Source organism: Selenomonadales bacterium (assembly GCA_018335585.1).
GTDB lineage: Bacteria > Bacillota > UBA994 > UBA994 > UBA994 > UBA994.
In genome coordinates, this window is sequence record JAGXRZ010000022.1 from 1 (window position 1) to 22089 (window position 22089).

The window sequence follows — 22089 nt, forward strand, 5'->3', positions numbered from 1 at the left end:
CTTTTTGTTTGACAAGAAAGTATTCGCCAGAGGTAGGGGGTTTCCCTTCATATTTCGAATATTATTTCCCTTTTCTTCTGATTTTTGCCTTGGGGTCAATTTTACTGTAGCTAAACGTCCTTGCCCCAAAAACCCTCGCTAACGCTAGGTTGTGCTGGGGTAAAATAAATCTACCACAGCCTCAAAACGCCCTATCTACCGTCCTTTCTGGACATCGCAATTAGGTCGCAATACGCTCATATCAAAGCTGGCGTTATGCGCGATCACGCAGTTGTCCGCGAAATAGCCCCGAATCGTCGGCCAGAGGTCGCCAAACAGCGGCTTGTCTTTGACGGCCTCCGGAGTGATGCCATGGATGGCTATGTTAATCCTATCAAAGAGCATATTGCGCGGCCGCACTAGCCAAGAGCGCCGCTCGACAATCTTGCCGTCCGTGACGGTGGCAATGCCGACTGCGCAGATACTGCTGCGGTGGGCATTCGCAGTCTCAAAGTCCAGGGCGACGAATTTCAGGTTATCCATCGCTACACTCTAACCCCAAACAAGGCCATAAGTCTGACGTAGAGCCAGTAGGCCCCAATCATCACCACAGATGCTAAGGCCAAGGAAGGGTAGAACCCCTGTTGCCTACGCAAAAAGAAGGTCATCGCGAGGAAGAAGATCGATGACGGCAAAATGATCCAGAAAATTGACTGCGACAGACTGATTACTAGGTTAGTATCCTTGGTGTCTTCGTAGAGCCAGACCATGGCGAGAATGGAGTTAATGGGCAGGGAAACAATGATTGCGCCAAGCAGGGGCATTCGCCTGCTCAACAGGGATACCACGGCAATCATAGACCCGGAGATGGCTGCGCGTATTAAGAGCTGCACGAGGATATCCTCCTTCACGATGGTTACTCGCTCTGCTTCGCGAGGGGTACTCAGCGAACCGAGTTAATCATATCGCGTGGCTAACGAACCCGCAACAAAGTTTCACCTAGAATATTGGTGATGGCGCGAAACATAGCAGACGGTTGTGCGTAGCAGTTACCAGAAGGAAATTCATTGAGACGGGGGATGCAAGTGAGCTCAAAAAGCACATTGTTTACCAAAGCACCGACAACGCGGCTGCGCGTAGCACCCAATGCACAGGCTGAGGTAGTGGCCGAGCTGCCTCAGGGCAGCGAGCTAGAGGTGCTAGGGCAGGCAGATGCGTTTCTGCAGGTATCGGTTTGGCATCCTCAACGTGGCCGGGTTGCAGGTTGGGTTCACAGGAGCTTTGTGGGGGGAGAGACCCCTAGCGCTACACCCGCGTTTGGTTCCCCGCCACAGGATGCCCCCCCGAAGTGTCACGCCTGCAGCAGCGAGAACTGGGCTATTGTTCCTTTCGCCAATGAGTTTGGCAGAGGTGCCTCCTACTTAGCCCTCGGTTTCTTGGATGGGATTCCAGTGAAAGTCCGAGTGTGCCGCGGCTGTGGCCTAGTGGAGAGATGTCTAGATAAGGAAGGCAGAGCAGAGCTCGAAAAATGGCTCAATACTAAGTAAGATGGCGTGAGCTGGGCAATGCAATTCAGCGCTGCCGCTTGACATAGGGGGATTCTTGCTATAGTATACTAGTTGACTAGTATACTATTACTATGCCTGCAAAGTGCTACGAGAAGGAGGTGAGTCCCTCATGCGCTACAACGACCGTGAGCCAATCTACCTGCAGATTATGCAAGAGATTAAGACAGAAATAGCCCTAGGTCACTTAACACCGGGCATGCAGCTCCCCACCATTAAGGAGCAGGCGGCTTTAATGCGCGTTAACCCCAACACGGTGGCCAGGGTGTACGATTTGCTTGAACAGGAGCGGGTGATTACGAAACAGAAAGGGCTTGGGACTTTTGTAAGCACCAGCACGACATTAGCGGGGGACTTAAGGCGCGAACTTGCGGATGCTACCACAGCTCGCTTTGTGAGCGAAATGTCGCGGCTTGGGCTTAGCGCCTCAGAAATGCAGGGACATCTAAGGCAGTTTCTCGCCGGCCCATCTCTTTAGGCGTAAACAGACAAAGGAGTGAGTATTATGAGTGATATTCTGGTGGCGTCTAACCTTGTCAAGCGGTACGGCGAAGTAACGGCTCTTAACGGTATCACCTGCCGCTTTCAGCGCGGCAAGATTTACGGGTTGCTTGGTCCTAACGCGAGCGGTAAGACGACATTCCTAAAGATTTGCGCGGCTCTTACTATGATTTTCCAGGGGCAGGTACTCATTGACGGCCTTAAGCCCGGGCTCGCTACCAAGGCTAAAGTAGCCTACCTGCCCGACGGCGACTACTTCCTAGACTGGATGCGTGTGGGCGATGTCGTCGACTTTTTTAGCGACTTTTTCCCCGATTTTGACCGCAGTAAGGCCGGGCACCTCTTGCGCGAACTCGAACTAGACAACCGCACCGTAGCCTCTACCCTTTCTAAGGGGATGATGGCGCGCCTTAAGCTTGCGGTGGTGCTTTCGCGCCGCGCCAGGCTCTTCTTGCTTGACGAGGCCTTTGATGGCGTCGACCCGGTCACGCGTGAAAAGACTATTGACATCATCCTCGACACGTTCGACCGCGAGAGCACCATTATTCTCGCTACGCACCACATTGACTACGTCGACAAGCTGCTCGACGAAGTTAAGCTTTTACGGCGGGGAGAGATAATCCGCGAGATTGCTGCGGATGAAATCAGGCAGATGAGCGGAAAGTCGATAGGGGAGTACTACTTAGAGGTCTTTCGCCATGAAAAAGCTCGTTAAGTGGCAGTTCCGCCATTATCGCGACACTGCCACGCAAGTCATGCTCGGCCTGCTTATCGTCACGGCCGTTCTGGCATGGCTAAGCTACACACTATTTAACCTCTCCGCTCAGCTAGTCGTTGCCGTGTTTCGTATGGTGCAATGGGGTGCCCTTGGCGGAGCGTTGGTGTTACACTACCTGCCGTATATATCTATGCACCAAGCAAAGCGGGATGCGCATACGCTGCCCCTGCATGTCCCGCTACCGCAGCGCTCCGCGCTGTTCGCGAAGATCATTGCAGTTGTGCCCCTGTTACTTAGTTACGTGACGACCAACTTTGTTTTATTCCATTTTATGGGTACGGATTTGCCTCAGTTGCAGGAGCTCGCCCCAGAGAGGTCGTTAGTAAGGGCAGCGCTTTTCATCCTAATTGCGGCTCTCCTGATGAACGGCCTAGTGCTGCGAACGCTGCAGCGCCAGCTCGTGCGCTTACCTGTCCGTTGGCCCATTATCAACCTATTCTTCGACTTGGCCCTGCTCTTGGGGTATGCATCCATCGCAGGGCTGGTCATCGGCGTCTTGGAGGCCAGCGGCGTGTCGGCACAGGTGGAGGCTCTAGTTTTTGTCGTAGCAGGCCTAGCCTTAACCTACGCTAACGGCTACTTGCTCGAGCGCTACACTCCACAGCTTGAGTACTAGCACTGCCCAGTGAAAGGAGGAGTTTTCCATGCTTCCAATCATGAAGTTCACCCTACGCGCAGTCGAAAGCAAGCTTTGGCTGTTACTTGGGTATGCCGCGCTTGGCATAGGCTCGCACTTAGTTGTGCCAGAGAATTGGCCACATGCTGTAACCTTGGCCTCTCTATGGTGGATAGGCTCTTGGGTGTCTGCGCTATACATTCTCCCGGATGTCGTTATCGTTAAAGGCGCGGAGTACTTAAGCCCCCTCTACCAACAGGTGCCGCGGAAGTCAATCTGCTATTTCATGTGCCACTACGGCATGGCTTTGGCGTGCGTCGCGCTGTTTGTCACTGGGTTCACAGCATTTGCCGGATTTGCCGCAACGTTCATGCCTGACGGCTTCAATGCCCTAGTCGCCCTAAACATCCTCTCTTTTAGCCTGTATACTACAGCCGTCGGCCTCGCACTCATGAGCCTACTTGTGGTATTCGCCGTTGGCAAAGAGGGTCGGCCAAAGCTTGCCGCGCTCGTTGGAGTACTAATCATCGCCTATCTGCTGTTTTTTCACGCCGGGCCAGGCGTTTTGGCGCTAGCGGAGCTCGTCTTGTCCTCTTTCGTGAACTTAACTGAGGGCTTCGCAGGCGTTGCCGGTGACTCGGTTCTCCACATACCGCAAGCACAGGCTATCCTGGATATTGCCTCGACAGCCACCCTGCTCCTTCTGCAATTAGGAGTCCTTGCCTTCCTGCTCAGCGGCAAGACAGATATGGCATGAAAGCTGTGGGGAGGTCGTCTAGTATGCTTAAGCTTGTTTTGTGGGAACTGCAGGAATATCGCGGCGTGGCTATGAAGATGATGTCTGGGATCTTTGCTGTCGCGGTGGTCGTGTCATTCACTGGTCACCTGGTTTTTGGTGCGGCTAGCGAGCGGGTAGTGGAGGGATGTCGCTTACTGCTAGTCGGTGCGCTCGCGGGAAATGCGGTTGCGCTGCACGTTTCCTACTTTAGCTTTAACTTGCCCGGCATTGAGGCTGGCGCAAACACCTTGATGCTGCACGCTCCGGTGGCGGCGTGGCGTGTCCTTGTGGCGAAACAAGTGGCCGCGCTTCCTGTGCTTGTCCTCTACCTAGTCACCGATACCGCGCTTACACTCGTGACGGGTTACGAGCATCTGCTCCCGCTGTACGACTGGCAGCGCATGCTCCTGTTCGCCTTGCTATATTTTTTAGGTGTAGCCTTGGCCTTGAACGCGCTTGTGGTCAGGACAGCAGCAAAAGCGAGAATTCGTTTTGGCAAAGCACTAGGCCTTATTGTTGATGGGGTCGTGTTTGCTGTTTCCTTTGCCTTGTTTGTTCTGCTTGTGTCGGGAGCTTACGTTCTTCCGGAGCTCGTAGCCGTAATGGCGGCGCCACTAGTGCAGGCTCTGCTCCTGCTTGTGTTGGCTAGCGCCCTAACTTGGCTCAACGCGCATCTCCTAGAGCACGTTGCCAACCGAATAGAAATCTAGACGTGCCGTTTATGCAACTTTAGAAAGATTTACTCGTATTACCGGCTAGTGAGTTCTTAGTCTTGATGAGAGGGGTGCTGCGCGTGCAGAGACCAACCGGAGTCACGGAAAGGATAGAGGTCCTAGACATCATCCGAGGGTATGCGTTGTTTGGCGTTTTGCTCGTAAACATGGTGATGATTAACAGTCTGTTGATGGAGTTTGGTGCCGGCTTAGACCTCTTATCTCAACCCGCCCGCCTAGCGACTGCATGGGAGAGGACTACAGCGTGGATTGTACAGATATTTTTCCAGGGCAAGTTCTACACCATCTTTGCTTTTCTCTTCGGCCTTGGGTTTTACTTGTTTTTAAACCGCAATGAGGCACAGGCGGGGACAAATCGGCGCCTGTTTGTGCGTAGAGTGTCAATACTCCTGGCAATTGGCCTGTTGCATATGATTTTCATCTGGTGGGGCGATGTGCTCTTCACTTATGCGTTAATTGGCTTCCTGCTTATGCTGTTTCGCACCGCTAGTTTCGGCCAGATTCGCGCCTGGGCTACGGGGCTACTGCTCATCTCCTTTGCCCTGCTTCCCTTATCTGTTTTCATGGCGGCTCCGCAGTGGGCAGAAGGTGGCGCCGCATTGGAGGCAATGGCTCCTTTCCTTGAACAAGCTCGAGCTGTCTACCAAGAGGGGACTTATTGGGAATTAGTAGTACACCGCTGGCGCTACGAGTTTCTAGGCGTCCTGGTAAACGCAATTGCCATGATTCCCCGCATCCTCGGCTTATTCCTTGTCGGGCTCTATGTAGGAAAACTCGGCATCTTCCAGCGCGTGGCTGACCATTTGCCGCTGATTGCGCGGGCGAGAACCATAGGCTTGGTAGGCGGGGGGCTACTTACCCTGGCGCATGTCGGCTTACAGCTCGGCATCTTAGAGGGCTACCTAACGCCGGTAGCTTCTTCGGCGGCGTCTATGTTGCTCAGGGAAGTAAGCACGCCGCTGATTTCACTTTTCTACGTGACATGCATTATCGGCATCTGGCACAGTGGAGCGTTGTCGGGCGTATTCTCAGGTTTGGCCACGCTTGGCCGCATGGCGCTCACCAATTACCTCGTGCAGTGTGTCGTCCTCGCTTGGTTATTCTACGGGCATGGGCTTGGACTCATGGGGATGAGCATCGCCTACATGCCGGCCATAGCGCTTGCCATATACGTAGCGCAAATCGCGTTGAGCCGCTTTTGGCTTGAGCGCTACAATCAAGGCCCAGCCGAGTGGGTGTGGCGGCGTCTAACCTATGGTACGTCCACTAGCAGCTCTATTTGAGGAGGAAAAGTATGAAAACGAAGCTAAAACTCGACGACTACTATTCGCTGCTGACTCCGAGCCAACAGCAGGTATCGCCAAACGGACAGCTGGTTGCTTACGTGCTGCAGGGGTTTCGCCGGCAAGAAAACGACCGCTACCAAAACCTGTGGCTAGCGAGTACAGACGGCAGCAGCCCACCCCATCGCCTTACGCGGGGCCAAACCAAGGACAGCGCGCCGGCGTGGTCGCCTTGCGGCCGATACCTAGCGTTTATCTCTACGCGCGCACATGAACTTGAAGTCGCCCAAGCGTTAGCGGAGGGCGAAGCGAAGGATGCAGGCCAAAAGAAGGCGGGCGACGACAAACCGCGCCCGCAGATTTGGGTGTTTGACACGCGGCTAGGCGGCGAGCCTCGCCAGCTGTCGTGGCGTGAAGAAGGCGTCGGGGAGTTTGACTGGTCGCCCGACAGTCAAGCCATTGTGTTTTCCGCACGCGACCCAAACGCGGAGCAGCAGGCGTATCTTAAGAGCATTCGCGGCAAGGAAAGGGAAGGCGAGAAGGGGCCGCTAGTTATCGACCGCGTGCAGCATAAGCACGACTTAGAAGGGTATCTCGACGACGTCAAGTCGCATCTCTTTGTTGTTGATATGACATCACGGCAAGTAAGACGCCTAACCGACGGCCCCTGCAACGAAACCGAGCCGCGCTGGTCGCCCGACGGGCAATGGGTTGCCTTTGTCTCTAACCGCACAGGGGATGCCGACAACAACCGCCGCAACGACCTCTGGCTAGTTAGCCCTAGCGGAGCCGATGTGCGCCGTCTGACACATGGAGATTTCAACGCCGATTCGCCGCGTTTTTCACCGGATGGCCGCCATGTGGCCTTTGTAACCTCTTTGGTATCGGAAAACGCCTACGTGCTGCGGCACCTCGTGACTGTGGCTATAGACACAGCCGAGCATGTGTCCGAGCTAGCGACCTGCGTCGGACAGGGGTGGAGCGCGATTGGCGGCATTGTACCAGACGACGTTACCGGCGACGTTGCCGCGCACGCGCGTGTCTATCCCGTGCCAGAAAAGCGCACGCCTCACCAAGTGCTGACGCGCGAGCTAGACCGCACCGTGGTCGGGGCTCCCGTCTGGGTCAGCGACCGCGAGCTACTCGTTGCGGTCGGCGACAGAGGGCAAACACGCCTGGTGTGGGCAGGGCTTAACGCCGCACCGAGCTTAGTGTTGCCTAAGTTAGAGCGTTATGCGACCTTAGCTAGCCATATAAGTTGCGCAGGTGGGACACTGGTCTTCGCCCACAGCAGCCCCTCTGGCATGTGGGAGCTTGCGGCTTTGCCCTTACCCGCACTGACCTTAGATGCGCCTGAGACTATTGCCATTTCGCTCACCCAACACAACTCTTGGCTTAGCGAGCGCGCCACCGCCCGCTATGAGCGGATTACTTATACCAGCAGCGACAACGCGCAAATCGAGGCTCTCCTCGCCTTGCCGCCTGACTTTGACCCCTCACTGGGATCCGCGCCGTTGCTAGTCAAGATTCACGGCGGGCCTATGGCTTACGACAGCCCAGACTTTCGCTTTGACACCCAGTATTTTGCCGGGCAGGGGTACATTGTCCTTTTGGTTAACTACCGCGGCTCCACATCTTACGGCGAAGCATTTTGCGAAGTTATCCGCGGCGATTGGGGGCCACGCGAACATGCGGACGTTATGCACGGCGTGCAAACGGCTATCGACATGGGCTATGCCGACGCGAACCGCCTTTTCTGCACCGGATTTTCGCAGGGCGGCATAATGACTAACTGGGCAGTCGGGCATACCGACCGCTTCCGCGCGGCCGCCAGCGAGCACGGCATGTGGGACTACATCGCGGCGTTTGGCACCGACGACTGCCATCTCTGGTGGCAAGACGACCTAGGTGTGCCGTGGCAAAACGAGGCGCAGTACAGAAAGATTTCTCCCGCTTGCGGACTCTCAAGCATCAAAACTCCGCTACTTATTACCGCGGGTGAACTTGACTGGCGTTGCCCGCTCAGCCAGGCCGAACAGCTTTACGTATCGCTTAAGAAGCGCGGTGTGCCGACGCGCCTCGTCATTTACCAGGGCGAACGCCATGCTATTACGGCGCCTAAGCGCGCCATCGACCGCATTCGGCGCCTGTCGCAATGGTTTTTGCAGTACGGCGGACTTGCGCTGCACGACGAGTAAGTTCCTTTGGGACACAGGGAGGGGCATATGGGTACACGGGGTGTGGTAGACCGCAATCAGCTGTTTGTGCCGACGTCGCTTGAGGAATACGTCGCCAAAGATAACTTTGTGCGGATCATCGACGCAACAGTAGACGCGCTAGATATGGCTGCACTCGGCTTTGCCGAACCAAAAGGAGCAGGCAGGCCACCCTATCCTGCGCGCGACCTTGTAAAGCTCTATGTGTATGGTTTCGTCAATCGCATTACTTCCTCGCGCAGACTCGAGGCCGAAACAAAGCGTAACCTTGAGGTTATGTGGCTGCTCCGGGGTCAGAGTCCAGATTTCAGAACCATTGCGGAGTTTCGCCGCAAGTATCCAGATGCCTTACGGCACGCATTGAAGGCGGCCATGTCCGTTATGGATGTGTAGAACTGCCACGTGCATGGAAAGGCAGCACTGCAAGTTGATGAGGGAGGGTGAGAGAGGTGCAAGTGCAGAATGGTCGCAAATTGGCGGTCGTTCTCCTTGTTTACCTTGCCGTTTACTTGCCGATTGGGTTGCTCTCGCATGCGCGCGCCTACGTAACGTTCGTGCACCATCGCCATCACGCGGTTCCGTTTGCGTTATCTGTCCTGGGCCTCGGTCAACCCGGGCTCGCACGGCTACACCACCATGCGTGGTACTGGCCGCCTTGGCGGTTGTCCACTGGACATGTAACCCTCGCCCGCGAATGGGAAATGGCTACTACCAACGAGTATCGGGCAACTATGGGGCTGTCTGCTGTTTGGGGTGCAACTGCCGAGAAAAAGCTCGCTTTGCATGGCTTTACCCAGATATACGAGCGATTAGTATGGAACAATGAAGGCCCGCTGTCAGGACATTCCGTGCTTACGCGAGTTGCTACGTCGACGAGCGAAAGCTACCGCTTTATCGAGGAACGATGGGATCCCAGCCAGCAGAAGTTGGTGTTGGCATATGCAACGCTTCACAGCACACTTCGTCACGTCTACAGCCGAGGACCAGTGTGGTTTATCTTTACTGCCACCACCAGCCGCCGTGTTGACTTGCGTAGCGGCGACGAGTTTGCGCGTGAAGCACTATCGGTGGTGCTATCACAGAGAGCATGGGACGAACTTCCACGCGGAACATTTCCCGGGCAATTGACGCCGGAAGATTCGCCAGCGGTGATGGAGTCCCTGGCAGTTCAAGTAGCGAAGGTGCGCCAAGCAGATCTCAGTATCCAGCCACCGAGTAGGCTCAGCAGCTGGATACGTGAGATAAACTTTCGTGATGCGGGCTTGTTGTTCCTTACCGACAGCTCGCTCGTGCCGCTGGTGTGGTCTGTCTTTCTCGAAGTCCCCACCCTGCCCCTCCGCTACTTGCTGTTCTTCCCGCTCGCCGCCTTGCCACAGTGGCTCGTTTTGCCGCTTGGGCTGGTCTACCCAGTGCTCTTGCTCGTGCTAGTCGGCTGGCTGGCAATGCGTTACTGGTCGCCTAGGGCGTATCTCTGGTGGAAGTGGCTGGGTTTCGTCAATGCCCTGCTCTGGCTATTTTCGCTGTCGCCGTAGAAGAAGCAAAAGGGACGGAGCCTTTTGCTTCATAGCAACAGCCCACACTAGGCTACAAAAGGAGTGGTTCTGCGTGGTTCGGATTGAAGAGCTTCAGCAGGTGCACAAACTCTGCATTTATCACCGCGATGCAGTTTTGCGCAGCGAGCGGTGTGGATGCTTCTATTGCCTACGTTGGTTTCTGCCGGCAGAGGTGACAGAATGGATAGACTCGCCAAGCGCAGATGATGATCAACCTGGTCAAACAGCGCTGTGCCCTCATTGCGGCATTGACGCCGTGCTACCGGGTACTTTGCCAATGGGCCCTTTGTGTTCGAATCTTCTTCTCGCCATGCGGCGCTACTTCTTTGATGCGTAACTGCTGTGACACCGCTAATTCCTGTCGGACGTCAATCAGTACGACCATGGAGCCCATCGGGATAGAGCAACTTACGCCTGGAGAGGAGGTAATCAGTGTGAATCGCAAACTGCAACTGCTGTTCCTATGGTTTGCGCCAGTATTGGCGGGGTTTACGCTCGGCTATGCTCTGCAATCCGGCCTGCTGCGGGCGCACTCGGCGCTAACCAGTGTAGCTCTGCTTGCTCTGTGGGCGCTCTTAAGCCACATGGTCCGTGCTCCGGAGGATTCGGCGCTGCGAAATGCAGTAACTGTCAATGTTCCTGCGTTTATTGTGCTGCTGTTGTTGCTGCACCAAGCGTACTCGCAAGGCGAATTCGGGTCGCATATATTCGGGGTCATGATGCAGATGTACTATCTCCCGGTGATTGCCTTGGCAGCGAGAATCGCCGCCCTAGGTTTTCCTGGTCGCATAGACGGATGGCTACTCTACACGGTCAGCTTTGCCCTTATGTTGGTGGTCAGTTATATCGGCAGTGCCTGGAAAGGCGCTTCGCATTCTTTTGCAGAGCGTTTACGCTAGTTTTACAGTAGCTGAGGTATATTTTACATTGCTCTGATACGCTAACAGCGTTGCCTGCTGGAATAGCGATAAGGAGTGAAGAGATTTGCGCAAGAGAACTCTAATTACTATGGCCCTATTGATTGTGGTTGCCATAGCCCAGATTAGCTTACCTGTCGGTGCAGCGAGCCCCCCTATACGCGTGACCGTTAACGGCGCATTCCTCGCGACGGACGTCGCTCCCACGATTCAGAACGGTCGTACGTTGGTGCCGATGCGCGCAATCTTTGAAGCCCTAGGCGCAGCTGTGCACTGGGACGAAGCGACAAGCACTATCCGTGCCTACCGCCGCGAGGATGCGATTATCCTGCAGCTTGGCTCTCGCACGGCTTGGGTCAACGGGCCCTCACGCCAACTCGACGTAGCCCCCATCGCGGTCGGCGGCCGCACGCTAGTGCCGCTGCGTTTTGTCGCCGAAGCCTTAGGCGCAGAAGTGAACTGGGTTGACGCCACGCGTACCGTAACCGTACAACATACTCCCTACACACCAAAACCCATCGGCGGCACCATTACTTTTGGGGCGTTAAGCGAACCGGTCATACTCAACCCTATCATAAGCACCGACACCGCATCAGCAGATATTCACGGCTGGATTAGCTTTGGCTTAATTCGTGCCGGAGCAGATTTGCTGCCGCGCAACAGCATTGCCGACCGCTGGTCGTGGGATCAAGCTAGTCTCACTTGGACGTTTTGGCTGCGACCGGATGTGCGGTTTAGCGACGGGCGTCCGTTGACCGCACGCGACGTTAAGTTTACTGTCGACACTATTCTCCACCCGGACTACGACGGTCCGCGCCGCATCAACGTCCTGCACGTGGCCGAAGTGACTACGGAAGGCGACCACATTGTGCGGTTTAGGCTGCGCCAAGTAGACGCCGCTTTTCTTTCTAACCTGTGGATTGGGATTATTCCACACCATATCCTTGGCACGGTTCCGGTGCGCGAACATCGCGCGCATGCCTTTGGCCGTCAGCCCATTGGCGCGGGGCCATATCTTTTGGAGCGGATTGTGCCCGGTCAGTTTGCGGTATTGCAGCGCAACCCAAACTTTTGGATGGCACCGCGCCCCTATATTGAGCGCATCGTTTTTCGGCGTTACGTCGATATGAACGTTATGCAGGCGGCCTTCGAAGTTGGAGATATCGATTGGATGACCATTGTGCCTGACGCCGTGGACCGGGTGCGACGCGAGATGAATGACCGCGCAGACTTTCGCGAAATCCCCTCGCACGGCTACGATTTTATGGCGCTTAATCACGAACACGCAATACTGCATGACCGGCGCGTGCGGCAAGCGTTAAAGTATGCGCTTGACAGGCCAGCTGTTGTCAGGAATGTGTTGAATGGGCTAGGGACCGTAGTGAACTCGCACCAGTTACCTACATCTTGGGCTTCCGGTGCGCCGAACCTCAACGACTACGCCTATAATCCTAATCGCGCCCGTCAGCTCTTGGACGAAGCCGGGTGGAGAGTCCCCAGCGGAGCCCGCGACGGTCTGCGTCGCCGCGACGGGTCTCCTACCGGGGAGACTATGCGCCTCAACATCTTATGGAACACCGGCAACGTCATCCGCCAAGACATTGCCGCCATGGCGGTGCGGCAGTGGCGAGAGGTGGGCGTTGATGCTTCGGATGCTGCTCTGGAGTGGGCAGTCATGCTGGGACGATTTGAGCGTACGGAGTACGATGTGCTGATTATCGGCCGCGTCCCCGGCTTAGACCCCGACCCCTTTCGGTTCTTCCACTCCTCGCAGGCGGTGCGGGGCCCCGATAGGCGTGTCATGGGTGTGAACTACCAGCTGTTTAGGCATGCCGAGGTCGACAGGTTACTTGAAGCAGGACGGCTGACCGTTGACATGGCGGAGCGGCGCGCCATCTATCACCGCGTTGACCAGATATTGAACCATGAGCTCCCCTACATCTGGCTGTTCCAACGCATCACGGTGCGCGGCGTCTGGCGGCACGTGCAAGGTATTGTCGAAGTTCCCATTGCCGGAGGCCCGATTGGTATAGGCCCAGTATTGGGCGAGGCTCGGTACATTGTGGGCGCGGCTAGATAGCAGCATCTCTGTTAGAAAGAGGGTGACTTACCATGCAGTTTCGCGACAAACGTGTCATTGCGTTTGACTTGGGCTATACCCTAGTCACAAATGACCGAGCTAGCGTTCACCAACACTACTTGCTCCGCCACGGGGTGAGCGTGGAGCAAGAGGCGATTGCCAGGGCTTATCACGTTGTGATCAAAGAATTCATGCGCCGCTATCCAAAAGCTATATCTATGGACTGGCGACAGTTCCTCCCTTGGCTTCTTGGCAGAGTAAACTTCGAGCTAGGGCACCGTTTGGACTTGATTGAACAAACAGAGTACATGTTTGGTATGAGTGCGGGAAGAGATCATATTTGGCGTCCATTTCCTTGGACAACCGATACTTTGCTCAAAATTGGGGAGCGAGGCTATCGTATTGCCTTGCTCTCTAATTGGGACTTAAGTGCAAGAGCGGTTTTGCGGAGCCTTGAACTTGATTCCTACTTTGAGGTTACTGTGATTTCAAGTGAAGTCGGCTGCGAAAAGCCCGATGCTAGGATCTTTCATGAACTGCTTAAGCAACTTCACTGCGGTCCAGACGAAGTCCTATATGTAGGCGACAACTACTATGACGATGTTATAGCTGCACAGGCGGCAGGAATTGCGGCAGTTCTGCTGAATCCATATGGAAGCCTAGGGATCGAGGAGCTAGACTTTTCCCCGGTTGTGCCCGATATTCGCTCGCTACTGGAGATGATCTAGCTAACTAACGCCCGTTCCGTACGTAACACAACGTAGGGACGGGCGTTTGAGAAGGAGTGAAGTTGTGAGTAAGATTATCGAAGTCGCGGGCCTAACAAAGAGCTATGGCCAAGTGCATGCTGTGCGCGGCATAGACTTCTACGTCGAGGAAGGCGCCTTTTTTGCCTTCCTTGGCCCAAACGGCGCAGGGAAGTCAACGACCATTGACATCATTTGTACTTTGCTCGCGCCGGACGGCGGGGCAGTAACCGTCAACGGCTACACATTAGGCAAAGATGACGACCACATTCGCGCGCATATCGGGGTGGTGTTTCAGCACGGCATGCTCGACGAGCTACTGACGGTGCGCGAGAATCTTGCATTGCGCGCTAGCTTTTACGGGTTTTCAGGGGCGAAGCTACGAGAACAAGTACAGCAGGCCGCACAAGCCGCCGAGGTCGAGGACTTCCTGACGCGGCCTTATGGCAAGCTCTCAGGTGGCCAAAAGCGACGCGCGGATATTGCGCGGGCGCTAGTACATACTCCCCGCGTTTTGTTTCTCGATGAGCCGACCGCAGGGCTTGACCCGCAGACGCGCAAGCACGTTTGGCAGACTATCCGCAATCTCCAGCAGGAGCAGGGCATGACAGTTTTTATGACGACACACTACATGGAAGAGGCTGCTAATGCCGATTACGTCGCTGTCATCAACCACGGCAAGATTCGCGCCAAAGGTCGTCCGGCAGAACTAAGGGAGCAGTACAGCAGCGACTTCCTGAAGCTGTCGTTCAAAGAGCTGGCGCCCTTAGAAGCTCTTCTCAGTAACGCCCAGGTAGATTACGAGGTTGTTGGGAAGCGCGTTGAAATCAAACTTCGGCGCACACTCGATGCCTTGCCCCTGCTCACACTCTGCGAAGCTCACTTAACTGGCTTTGAAGTCGTAAGCGGCAGTCTCGATGACGCCTTTATTGCCATTACGGGAGGGGAGTTGAGAGCATGAGCATGCTAAGCTTTACGGATCGCAACCTCAAGGTGTTCTTCCGCGACCGTTTATCGGTGTTCTTTTCGTTGCTCTCTGTCTTTATCACGATTGGCATGTATGTGCTGTTCCTGGGCGACATGATGCAGCGCAACGTCGGAGAAGCAGCGGGGGCACGATTTGTCGCCGACAGCTGGATAATGGCCGGGCTGCTCGCCATGGTCGCGGTTACGGCTAGCATGGGGGCGTTAGGAACCATGGTAGAGGATCGCAGCAAGAAGCTGCTGCGCGACTTCCGCGCCTCTCCCCTCAAGCGCTCCACCCTAGTTGGCGGCTATATGCTTGGCGCACTGGTTGTGGGTCTAGTGCTTTCACTGCTTACCTTTGTACTCGGGCAGCTTTATATAGTAGCTTACGGCGGGCAGTTTCTTAGCCTCGCGAACGCGATGAGAGTCTTAGGCATTATGATGCTAAATGTCGCTTCCAGCACGGCGATGATGATCTTTATGGTTTCATTCTTTAGCTCTACTAACGCCTATGGTGCCGCAGCCTCCGTCCTAGGTGCGCTGATTGGGTTTTTGACGGGAATATATGTGCCTATTGGCGTATTGCCTGCAGGGGTGCAATACGCAGTCAAGCTCTTTCCTCCCTCCCACGGCGCGGCACTATTCCGTCAAGTGATGATGGAGGATGCCATGGCGCAAGTTTTCGCCGGAGCTCCGGCACAGGTCCTATCAGACTTTAGGCGTGGCTTTGGGGTAGTATTCGAGTATGGCGGCGTAACGGCCGACACCACGACGCACGTCCTAGTTCTCCTTGGCTCAACAGCCGTCTTCTTTGCGTTAGCAGTCTGGAACCTAACCCGCAAGTCCTGAAGCAAAAGGCGAAGCAAAAGGGACGGAGCTTTTTGCTTCGTCCCTTAGCTTTCCTAGCGCGTGGGCACAGGAGGTTGAACGGGCTGCGCGCCGGAAAAGAGAAACACTCCGTAGCGGAAGATGACATAGCACACCATCGCTACCACCCACATTTCCAGGACCATAATCGAGGCGGCCAGCAGGGGGATGCCACGCCCTGACTGATGCAGAAATGCATTCGCAGTCTTAAAAGCGATAGCGGCGATGACAAAAGGAAAAGTAAAGGCCGAAAAACTCGGCGCAAAGTGGAGTCTAAGGAGGCGCGGCATTGCACAGAGCACTCCGACCATGCTAAGAGTCGTGCAAGCGAGAAGCAAGTAAACAATGCCGATGTTTCGTTCCGGGAAACTTGCTAAGTAGCCAACCAAGGTAAGGCTACTAGGCGCGACTAAGATTGCGGTAGTCGGCAAGAGGGCGGCAGGTATTTGCTTAACCACCAGCAACCGATAAACTACCGCAGGCAGTAAGGTAAAGTAGGCGGCCAGCGCAAACCAAAACAGGGACTGCCCTAGTGGCCGCAAGCCAAAGCCTGTGGCGGTAATGCTAAATATACCTAGCCCGACATAGGGTATGAACCAGCTTGGCAATACGGCCTTAGCAGCAAAGGGCAAGGCGTGGCGGAGCGTGAAGGAGACAAGCAAACACACGTGCATAAGAAGTGCCGACCACCAGATGGCCAGCGCAAGGCTAGGCGCGTAAGGACGGATATAGGCAGTCAGCAGGGATAGCCCCATACTGAAGGTGGGTAACACTGCGGCAACAGGCGGCGTCCTAAGTGCCGTCCGCAGCTCCTCTGGATATATGACTGCTTTTGCGACTAGGGCTACTAGAATCACTGCGGCCAAAACTCCGAGTGCATACCTATAGCTTGTGCCATACGACAGCAATAGGTTGCCAAGCGACGCTAGCCCGAGCATGAGTCCGGCGACAGGGTAGGGCAGTTTTTTCAGCATGGCAGTCCCCTCCTACGCCTGTGGATGTGGCGTAGCTTGCACGCGCAGCGCGACTTCAGGGTCGTCTAACAACTGCTCGGCGACCCAAGCGGTAACCTCACCCGTAATCTTGACACAATGCGCTTTGCGCTCAGCGCTCGCAAAGTCATAGTCTTTGATAATCACTCTACAGCAAGTGCTGCCGTAGAGCGCTTTAACGTGGTCATGCAACCCAGCCGCAACCGGAAACATGCGCTCGTGCATAGGCTCGCCGTGGTTGCGGCCATAGGCCATGCCTAGTGCCATCGCTCCGCCGCTGATGGCACCGCATAAGCACTTAGACTTGCCTATCCCAATCGGGAACGCAGATGCTAACTTGGTCACTTCCTTTGGCAGTGGCCAACCCAAAAGTTCGTTGATAGCGTGCACCACTGCTTCGGAACAGAAGAACTCGCCCCGCCGAAAATACCCTTCTGCCTTTTCTCTTGCCGTAACGACCACTTGAGTTTTTTCCATTACACATTCCTCCTCCAAGAATTTGACCCAGTCCATTATATAACAAAATCAAATAGATACAATAAGAAAAATACATATTAACGCTCGAGCGGGAGGGAGTCGCGAATCGTGTTGACACCGCGGGTCGCGAGTGCTATTGTATAAATAAGTTTATGACATAAACTAAAGGAGTGATCTTGTGGCACATTCGGAGTACGACAAACTGATAGACGACCTCGGCGTTATCCGTACGGCCATCGAGAAAAGCAGCGGCATCTTTCGCTTTCTCCGCTTGTCGCGCGCTATGGGCTTAGTAGGGCTATGGAGCGGACTAGGCATAGTGGTGCTGTCGCTTGCGATGTACGCCATCGACATTCGATATGGCGGGCTAGTTACCGCGCCAGCGTTAGTGCGCGGGCTCCTGTATGGTCTGGTTGGGCTCTTTGTCTTGGCAGTTGGGATAGGCAAAATTATGCTAGTCATGGCGCAAGCCAAGAAGAGCTATCGCGATATCACGGTGCTCCGGCTAATCAATGAGGTCTACACCCCGCAGACCCTCCCCATCCTCATTCCGAGTGCTGTCGCGCTCGGAGGCGTGTTTCTTTTCCTCGTCAGTCGCGGGCTCGGTGTTTACATTGCGCCAGTCATGTCCATCCTGTTTGGCCTAGTCTTCCTCGCCTTTCACAACATTTTTTATCTCAGGAGCATGTTATACAGCGCTGCTTGGATGATTTGTGCCGGGGTAGTGCTGCTTTTTCTTGCGGAAAGCGCGCATGTTGCCCTTGGCGTGGCCGTTACCTTTGGGCTTGGTTTTATGGCTCTGTACATGGGGGATAGGATCGGCGATAAGGTATGACGGAGCGCGATACAACCGAGTTTGCCTTAGACAGCGTAATCCACGAGAAAGCAAGGCTTGCTGTACTTACGTATCTGGCTAGCAGCCGCGTATCGAGTGTGCCTTTTACCGAGCTCCGTGATGAGCTCAACCTCACCGCCGGTAATTTGTCGGTGCAGCTGCGCACGCTTGAGCAGGCGGGTTATGTCGAAATTGACAAGCGCATCGTGGGGCGCAAGCCAGTCACCTCAGTAAGCCTGACTGAAAGGGGGCATACTGGACTGCGCGAATATGTCCGGAAAATGGAAATCATCATCCAAAAACTCAGTTCGCCACTCAGGCCAGATTCATAGTCTACATGAAGCAAAAAGCTCCGTCCCTTTTGCTTCACCATTTGCTTCAACAAAGGAGGGAAAACCATGATTAATGTGCAAGGCTTGAGCCACAGCTACAAGCGCGGCGGGCCGTTTGCGGTCAAAGACGCTACATTTGCTATCGACAAAGGGGAGATTCTCGGTTTTTTAGGCCCTTCCGGCGCGGGTAAGTCAACTACTCAAGGGGTGTTGACCGGCCTGTTGCCGCTCCAGACAGGTCAGGTACAAGTCGCAGGCTTCGATATGCGCTACCCAAAGCGTGCTCTCTACAACCGCTTAGGCGTGTCGTTTGAGCAGTCTAATGTTTATGCTAAGCTGACGGCGCTCGAGAATTTGCGGTTCTATGCGCGCCTCTTCGACGTGCCTACGCGCGACCCCATGGAGCTCTTGCGCCTAGTTGGGCTCGACAACGTAGCCGACAAGCGCACCGGCGAGTTCTCCAAAGGGATGAAGCACCGCCTAACTTTCGCCCGCAGCTTAATTAACAGCCCTGACGTTTGGTTCCTTGACGAACCGACAACCGGCCTTGACCCGGCGATAGCGCACGAGATTAAAGGCATCATTAAAGACCAAAACAACAGGGGCGTTACCGTCTTCCTCACCACGCACAATATGCAGGTCGCGGATGAGCTTTGTCATCGCTTAGCGTTTATTGTGGACGGAGAGATTAAGCTCATTGACTCGCCGCGCAACCTTAAGCTTAAGTATGGCGAGCGCGTAGTCGAGGTCGAGTACCGCGACGACGACGAGACGCTTAAGCGCGAGCACTTTTCGCTCGGCGACCCAGAGGAACAGGCGCGATTAAACGCCCGCTTAGCAAGCGGCAACATTGAGACCATGCACACAAAAGAGGCCACGCTCGAGGAAATCTTTATCACCGTAACGGGCCGAGGTCTAAGCTAATGCAAAAGACACTGGCCTTGTTCCTGCAAGACGCTAGGCTGTCCCTTAAGGGAATCTACTTTTACATGGAGGTTCTTATTGCGGTTGTCTTTGTAGCGGTAATGCTCTTTTTGGTGCCCGAGAACTTCGAGCGCACACAGACGCTGCACGTGCTTCTTGAGTTATCTGAGCCTGCCCGCTCCGCCGTGGCACAACAACTTGCCGCAGAGGGCGCTAACGTGGTGCCAGCTCCTTCCCGCACTGAGCTAGAGCAGGCGATGCAGCGTAACCGAATGAGCGGAGGCTTAGTTGTATCTTCCGTCGGCGAAAAGCTAAAGTTCGAGCTAGTGCTGCAAGGTCACGAAAGCGAGCGCATCCGACAACTGCAGCAGGCCTCACTTGAGGGGGCGTTTCTGGCACGTCTACCGAACGTTCGCGACGCGCTTACGACTACTACGCTGCAAATAGGCGCGCCGCGCCTAAGTGACAAGCGAGGCATTGTCCCCATCTACTTGACGATGAACGTAGCGCTGATGGGGCTGTTTATTATCGCAGCTTATGTCTTTCTCGACAAAGAAGAAGGCGTAATCAAGGCGCTGTCCGTTTCGCCGCTGGCCCCTTGGCAGTACCTAGCCAGCAAGATGATGGTGATGCTGTGCCTTGGGTTAGCTAGTGCGTTAGTGGTAGTTACGTTCCTTGGCGGCACGCCTAACCTCCTTTGGCTGGTCGGACTAGTTGTAGCCAGCAACTTGTTTGGCTCGGCGCTCGGGCTCCTCATTGCCAGCTACTTTGACTCCATGGTGCAAGCAATGGAGGTTCTATACACGTCCATGGTTGTGCTAATGTTCGCAGCCTACTCCTATCTGATGCCCGCATTCTCACCCTGGTGGGTGCGCATACTGCCTACGTACTCCATGCTGTTTGCCTTTCGCGAGACGTTGCTGGTAGGGGGAGACATGCGGTTGGTGCTTATGACCATGCTCATGCTCTTATTGCTTGGGGCCGTTGCCTTCTACGCAGCAAATCGCCGCTATCAACGAACCATAGCGGCGTAAGGAGGACGAACATGAAGCGAATACTCTCTATTGCGCGGCGCGACCTAAAAAGCGGTCTGCGTGACTTTCTGGTAGTTTACCTTATGCTCGCTCCAGTGCTTTTCGCTTTACTTCTGCGCCTCTTTGCCGGTGGCGTTGCCGCAAGTCCGCTTAGGGTAGCAGTGTTCGAGGACGGCGCGGCGATAGCTGCTGAGCTGGCGACTTTTGCGCATGTCGAGCAGTTCCCCACGCGCGACGCCCTTGTTGAGCGCGTGTTGCGCATTGACGATGTACTCGGCGTCGTGGCTACGCCGGCGGGGAAAGAAATCATAGCGCAAGGCAACGAAATGCCCGGCGCGGATGCAGCGTTGCGGAACGTCTTGCATCGCCTCGGCAGAGAGGAGGGCGACTTGCCTGTTATTGTGGCAGTTAGCGACATAGGGTTCGCAGTATCGCCTCTGCTTCTCCAAGGGGGGCTCCTCTTGGTAATCATGACGACAGTGTTTGGTGGTATGCTTATCTTGCTTAACCTCATCGAAGAAAAGATGAGCAACACCCTAAGCGCTATGAACGTCACGCCCGCGAGCCGCACGGAGTTTATCCTGGGCAAGGGCTTGCTTGGCTTTCTTACGCCCGTGTTTGGGGGAAGCGTAGCTGTCTATATCCTAGGGTTTAGGGACTTTAACCTGGCCATGTTCTTAGTGAGCATCGTGAGCTTAGCGTTTATTAGCTTAATCGTCGGCTTCCTGATTGGCATCACCAATGACGAGCCTATCTCGGGCATTGCCGCCATGAAGGGCGTGTTTGTACCTGTCTTTGCCTCGGTGCTGGGGGCGATGTTCTTAGCCGAGCGCTGGCAGTTTGTCCTCTACTGGTCGCCGTTTTACTGGGGCTACCTCAGCATGAACGCGATTTTGCTGGGTGAGGCGACGTGGGGGCAAGTTCTGCAGAACAGCGCGTTTATCCTAGCCATAACCGGCATCGTCTTTGCCTCCCTGCGCCCGCGCATAGCGCGTGGACTACGTTAAGGGGTTCCTCCGAACACTTTAGCGACTTCTTGGCGTTCTGCGGTTGTCAGCGGCAAAAGCGGGGGGCGGGGGTCGCCGCCGTAGTAGCCAAAGAGCTCGATGGCGGCCTTTAGGCCGGCGACGCCAAAGCGCGCCGTGACGGCGTGGTTTGGCGCGAGGAGGCGCTGCTGCAGCACTCTTGCTTGCGCCAAATCGCCGGCGTTAAACAGCCTAACGATTTCTGTACACTCAAAAGGCAGGACGTTCGCGAGCGCCATCGTTCCGCCTACCGCACCCACCGTCAAAGACGCCAGCAAGAAGCTAGCTGAACCGGCGAGAGTAACGAACCCGCTTCGCACGTTTTGCACAATCTCGGCGATTTGCACGATGTTGCCGGAGCTGTCCTTTAGCCCGGCGATATTTGGATGCGTCGAGAGCTCGATAACTAACTTCGCGCTTAAGTTAAGCCCCGTATTCTTGGGCATGTTATAGAGGAGCACCGGTATGGGCGAGGCTTCGGCCACGGTAAGAAAGAAGCGCTTCAGCGCTGCCTCCGAATATGTATCCTTGTAGTAGTAGGGGTTAAGCACCAGCGCGGCATCAGCACCGGCCGCGGCACAGGCGCGGGTCAAGCGCAGCGTGCCCTGCGTCGATTCTTCGCCCGTGCCCGCGATAACCTGAAAATTCGCCGGCAGCATTTCACGCGCCACTCGCACTAGCTCCGCCTTTTCCTCTCGCTCCAACAGACAAAACTCGCCGTTGCTGCCGCCGACGACTAAGCCGGACAGAGAGGTTGTTCCCCATTTGGCGACGTTTCCCGCAAACCTGTCCCAAGCGATATCTTCTCCCGCAAAAGGGGTCGGCACCGGGGCGTAAATACCAGAGTACATTGTTCTACCTCCTATGTGATTTATCGCCAAACAAACGGCG

The 22089-nt window shown here is 55.2% G+C and carries 25 protein-coding genes; 20 read left to right on the forward strand and 5 right to left on the reverse strand.

What is annotated here, in order from left to right:
* Positions 1–195: 195 nt before the first annotated feature.
* Both KGZ66_04225 and KGZ66_04230 read right to left on the reverse strand, forming a co-directional pair.
* A complete protein-coding gene (locus KGZ66_04225; GenBank protein ID MBS3984799.1) occupies positions 196–522 on the reverse strand; it encodes a hypothetical protein in 327 nt (108 codons plus the stop codon).
* 2 nt (positions 523–524) lie between these two features.
* Positions 525–872 (reverse strand): DUF3147 family protein, encoded by a 348-nt coding sequence (locus KGZ66_04230; protein ID MBS3984800.1) that lies wholly within the window; start codon positions 870–872, stop codon positions 525–527.
* Between the two features lie 192 nt (positions 873–1064).
* Between KGZ66_04230 and KGZ66_04235 the strand changes: the two genes are divergently transcribed.
* The 15 genes from KGZ66_04235 (at position 1065) to KGZ66_04305 (ending at position 15561) form a co-directional block, all read left to right on the forward strand.
* The gene (locus KGZ66_04235) at positions 1065–1526 is read left to right on the forward strand and encodes an SH3 domain-containing protein (GenBank protein MBS3984801.1); all 462 of its coding nucleotides are present in this window, start codon (positions 1065–1067) and stop codon (positions 1524–1526) included.
* A gap of 130 nt (positions 1527–1656) precedes the next feature.
* Positions 1657–2022: a GntR family transcriptional regulator gene (locus KGZ66_04240; GenBank protein ID MBS3984802.1), complete on the forward strand. Its 366-nt coding sequence runs from the start codon at positions 1657–1659 to the stop codon at positions 2020–2022.
* A 27-nt stretch (positions 2023–2049) separates the two neighbouring features.
* Positions 2050–2760 carry an ABC transporter ATP-binding protein gene (locus KGZ66_04245; GenBank protein MBS3984803.1) on the forward strand — a complete coding sequence of 237 codons (711 nt, stop codon included), beginning with the start codon at positions 2050–2052 and terminating at the stop codon, positions 2758–2760.
* A complete protein-coding gene (locus KGZ66_04250) occupies positions 2744–3439 on the forward strand; it encodes a hypothetical protein (GenBank protein ID MBS3984804.1) in 696 nt (231 codons plus the stop codon). Before KGZ66_04245 ends, KGZ66_04250 begins: the two co-directional genes overlap by 17 nt.
* 28 nt (positions 3440–3467) lie before the next feature.
* Complete coding sequence (locus tag KGZ66_04255) at positions 3468–4196, forward strand: hypothetical protein (GenBank protein MBS3984805.1); 729 nt, start codon at positions 3468–3470, stop codon at positions 4194–4196.
* A 23-nt stretch (positions 4197–4219) separates the two neighbouring features.
* A complete protein-coding gene (locus KGZ66_04260) occupies positions 4220–4927 on the forward strand; it encodes a hypothetical protein (GenBank protein MBS3984806.1) in 708 nt (235 codons plus the stop codon).
* Between the two features lie 83 nt (positions 4928–5010).
* Positions 5011–6234 (forward strand): DUF418 domain-containing protein, encoded by a 1224-nt coding sequence (locus KGZ66_04265; GenBank protein ID MBS3984807.1) that lies wholly within the window; start codon positions 5011–5013, stop codon positions 6232–6234.
* 11 nt (positions 6235–6245) lie between these two features.
* Positions 6246–8432: a S9 family peptidase gene (locus KGZ66_04270; GenBank protein ID MBS3984808.1), complete on the forward strand. Its 2187-nt coding sequence runs from the start codon at positions 6246–6248 to the stop codon at positions 8430–8432.
* A gap of 27 nt (positions 8433–8459) precedes the next feature.
* Positions 8460–8843, forward strand: coding sequence for a transposase (locus KGZ66_04275; GenBank protein ID MBS3984809.1), 384 nt, complete (start codon positions 8460–8462; stop codon positions 8841–8843).
* A gap of 56 nt (positions 8844–8899) precedes the next feature.
* Complete coding sequence (locus KGZ66_04280; GenBank protein ID MBS3984810.1) at positions 8900–9982, forward strand: hypothetical protein; 1083 nt, start codon at positions 8900–8902, stop codon at positions 9980–9982.
* 455 nt (positions 9983–10437) lie between these two features.
* Positions 10438–10902, forward strand: coding sequence for a hypothetical protein (locus KGZ66_04285; protein ID MBS3984811.1), 465 nt, complete (start codon positions 10438–10440; stop codon positions 10900–10902).
* 85 nt (positions 10903–10987) lie between these two features.
* The gene (locus KGZ66_04290) at positions 10988–13000 is read left to right on the forward strand and encodes a hypothetical protein (GenBank protein MBS3984812.1); all 2013 of its coding nucleotides are present in this window, start codon (positions 10988–10990) and stop codon (positions 12998–13000) included.
* 32 nt (positions 13001–13032) lie between these two features.
* The gene (locus KGZ66_04295) at positions 13033–13728 is read left to right on the forward strand and encodes an HAD-IA family hydrolase (GenBank protein ID MBS3984813.1); all 696 of its coding nucleotides are present in this window, start codon (positions 13033–13035) and stop codon (positions 13726–13728) included.
* A gap of 64 nt (positions 13729–13792) precedes the next feature.
* Positions 13793–14707, forward strand: a complete 915-nt coding sequence (locus KGZ66_04300) for an ABC transporter ATP-binding protein (protein ID MBS3984814.1) — start codon at positions 13793–13795, stop codon at positions 14705–14707.
* Positions 14704–15561 carry an ABC transporter permease gene (locus KGZ66_04305; GenBank protein MBS3984815.1) on the forward strand — a complete coding sequence of 286 codons (858 nt, stop codon included), beginning with the start codon at positions 14704–14706 and terminating at the stop codon, positions 15559–15561. The genes KGZ66_04300 and KGZ66_04305 overlap by 4 nt, the downstream gene beginning before the upstream one ends.
* A gap of 53 nt (positions 15562–15614) precedes the next feature.
* Here KGZ66_04305 and KGZ66_04310 read toward each other — a convergent pair whose 3' ends face one another.
* Positions 15615–16553, reverse strand: a complete 939-nt coding sequence (locus tag KGZ66_04310) for a TDT family transporter (protein ID MBS3984816.1) — start codon at positions 16551–16553, stop codon at positions 15615–15617.
* Positions 16554–16565: 12 nt separating this feature from the next.
* Positions 16566–17084, reverse strand: coding sequence for a C_GCAxxG_C_C family protein (locus KGZ66_04315; protein MBS3984817.1), 519 nt, complete (start codon positions 17082–17084; stop codon positions 16566–16568).
* A 142-nt stretch (positions 17085–17226) separates the two neighbouring features.
* On the opposite strand from KGZ66_04315, the gene KGZ66_04320 reads away from it, so the two are divergent.
* From KGZ66_04320 to KGZ66_04340, 5 genes are all read left to right on the forward strand, one after another.
* Complete coding sequence (locus tag KGZ66_04320) at positions 17227–17883, forward strand: hypothetical protein (GenBank protein ID MBS3984818.1); 657 nt, start codon at positions 17227–17229, stop codon at positions 17881–17883.
* Positions 17880–18215 (forward strand): transcriptional regulator, encoded by a 336-nt coding sequence (locus KGZ66_04325; GenBank protein MBS3984819.1) that lies wholly within the window; start codon positions 17880–17882, stop codon positions 18213–18215. Before KGZ66_04320 ends, KGZ66_04325 begins: the two co-directional genes overlap by 4 nt.
* A gap of 66 nt (positions 18216–18281) precedes the next feature.
* A complete protein-coding gene (locus KGZ66_04330) occupies positions 18282–19139 on the forward strand; it encodes an ABC transporter ATP-binding protein (GenBank protein MBS3984820.1) in 858 nt (285 codons plus the stop codon).
* Positions 19139–20173: an ABC transporter permease gene (locus KGZ66_04335; protein ID MBS3984821.1), complete on the forward strand. Its 1035-nt coding sequence runs from the start codon at positions 19139–19141 to the stop codon at positions 20171–20173. The genes KGZ66_04330 and KGZ66_04335 overlap by 1 nt, the downstream gene beginning before the upstream one ends.
* Positions 20174–20184: 11 nt before the next feature.
* Positions 20185–21180: an ABC transporter permease gene (locus KGZ66_04340; GenBank protein ID MBS3984822.1), complete on the forward strand. Its 996-nt coding sequence runs from the start codon at positions 20185–20187 to the stop codon at positions 21178–21180.
* Here the strand turns inward: KGZ66_04340 and KGZ66_04345 are convergent.
* Positions 21177–22049 carry a dihydrodipicolinate synthase family protein gene (locus KGZ66_04345; protein ID MBS3984823.1) on the reverse strand — a complete coding sequence of 291 codons (873 nt, stop codon included), beginning with the start codon at positions 22047–22049 and terminating at the stop codon, positions 21177–21179. The two genes, KGZ66_04340 and KGZ66_04345, sit on opposite strands and share 4 nt — an antisense overlap.
* Positions 22050–22089: the final 40 nt, after the last annotated feature.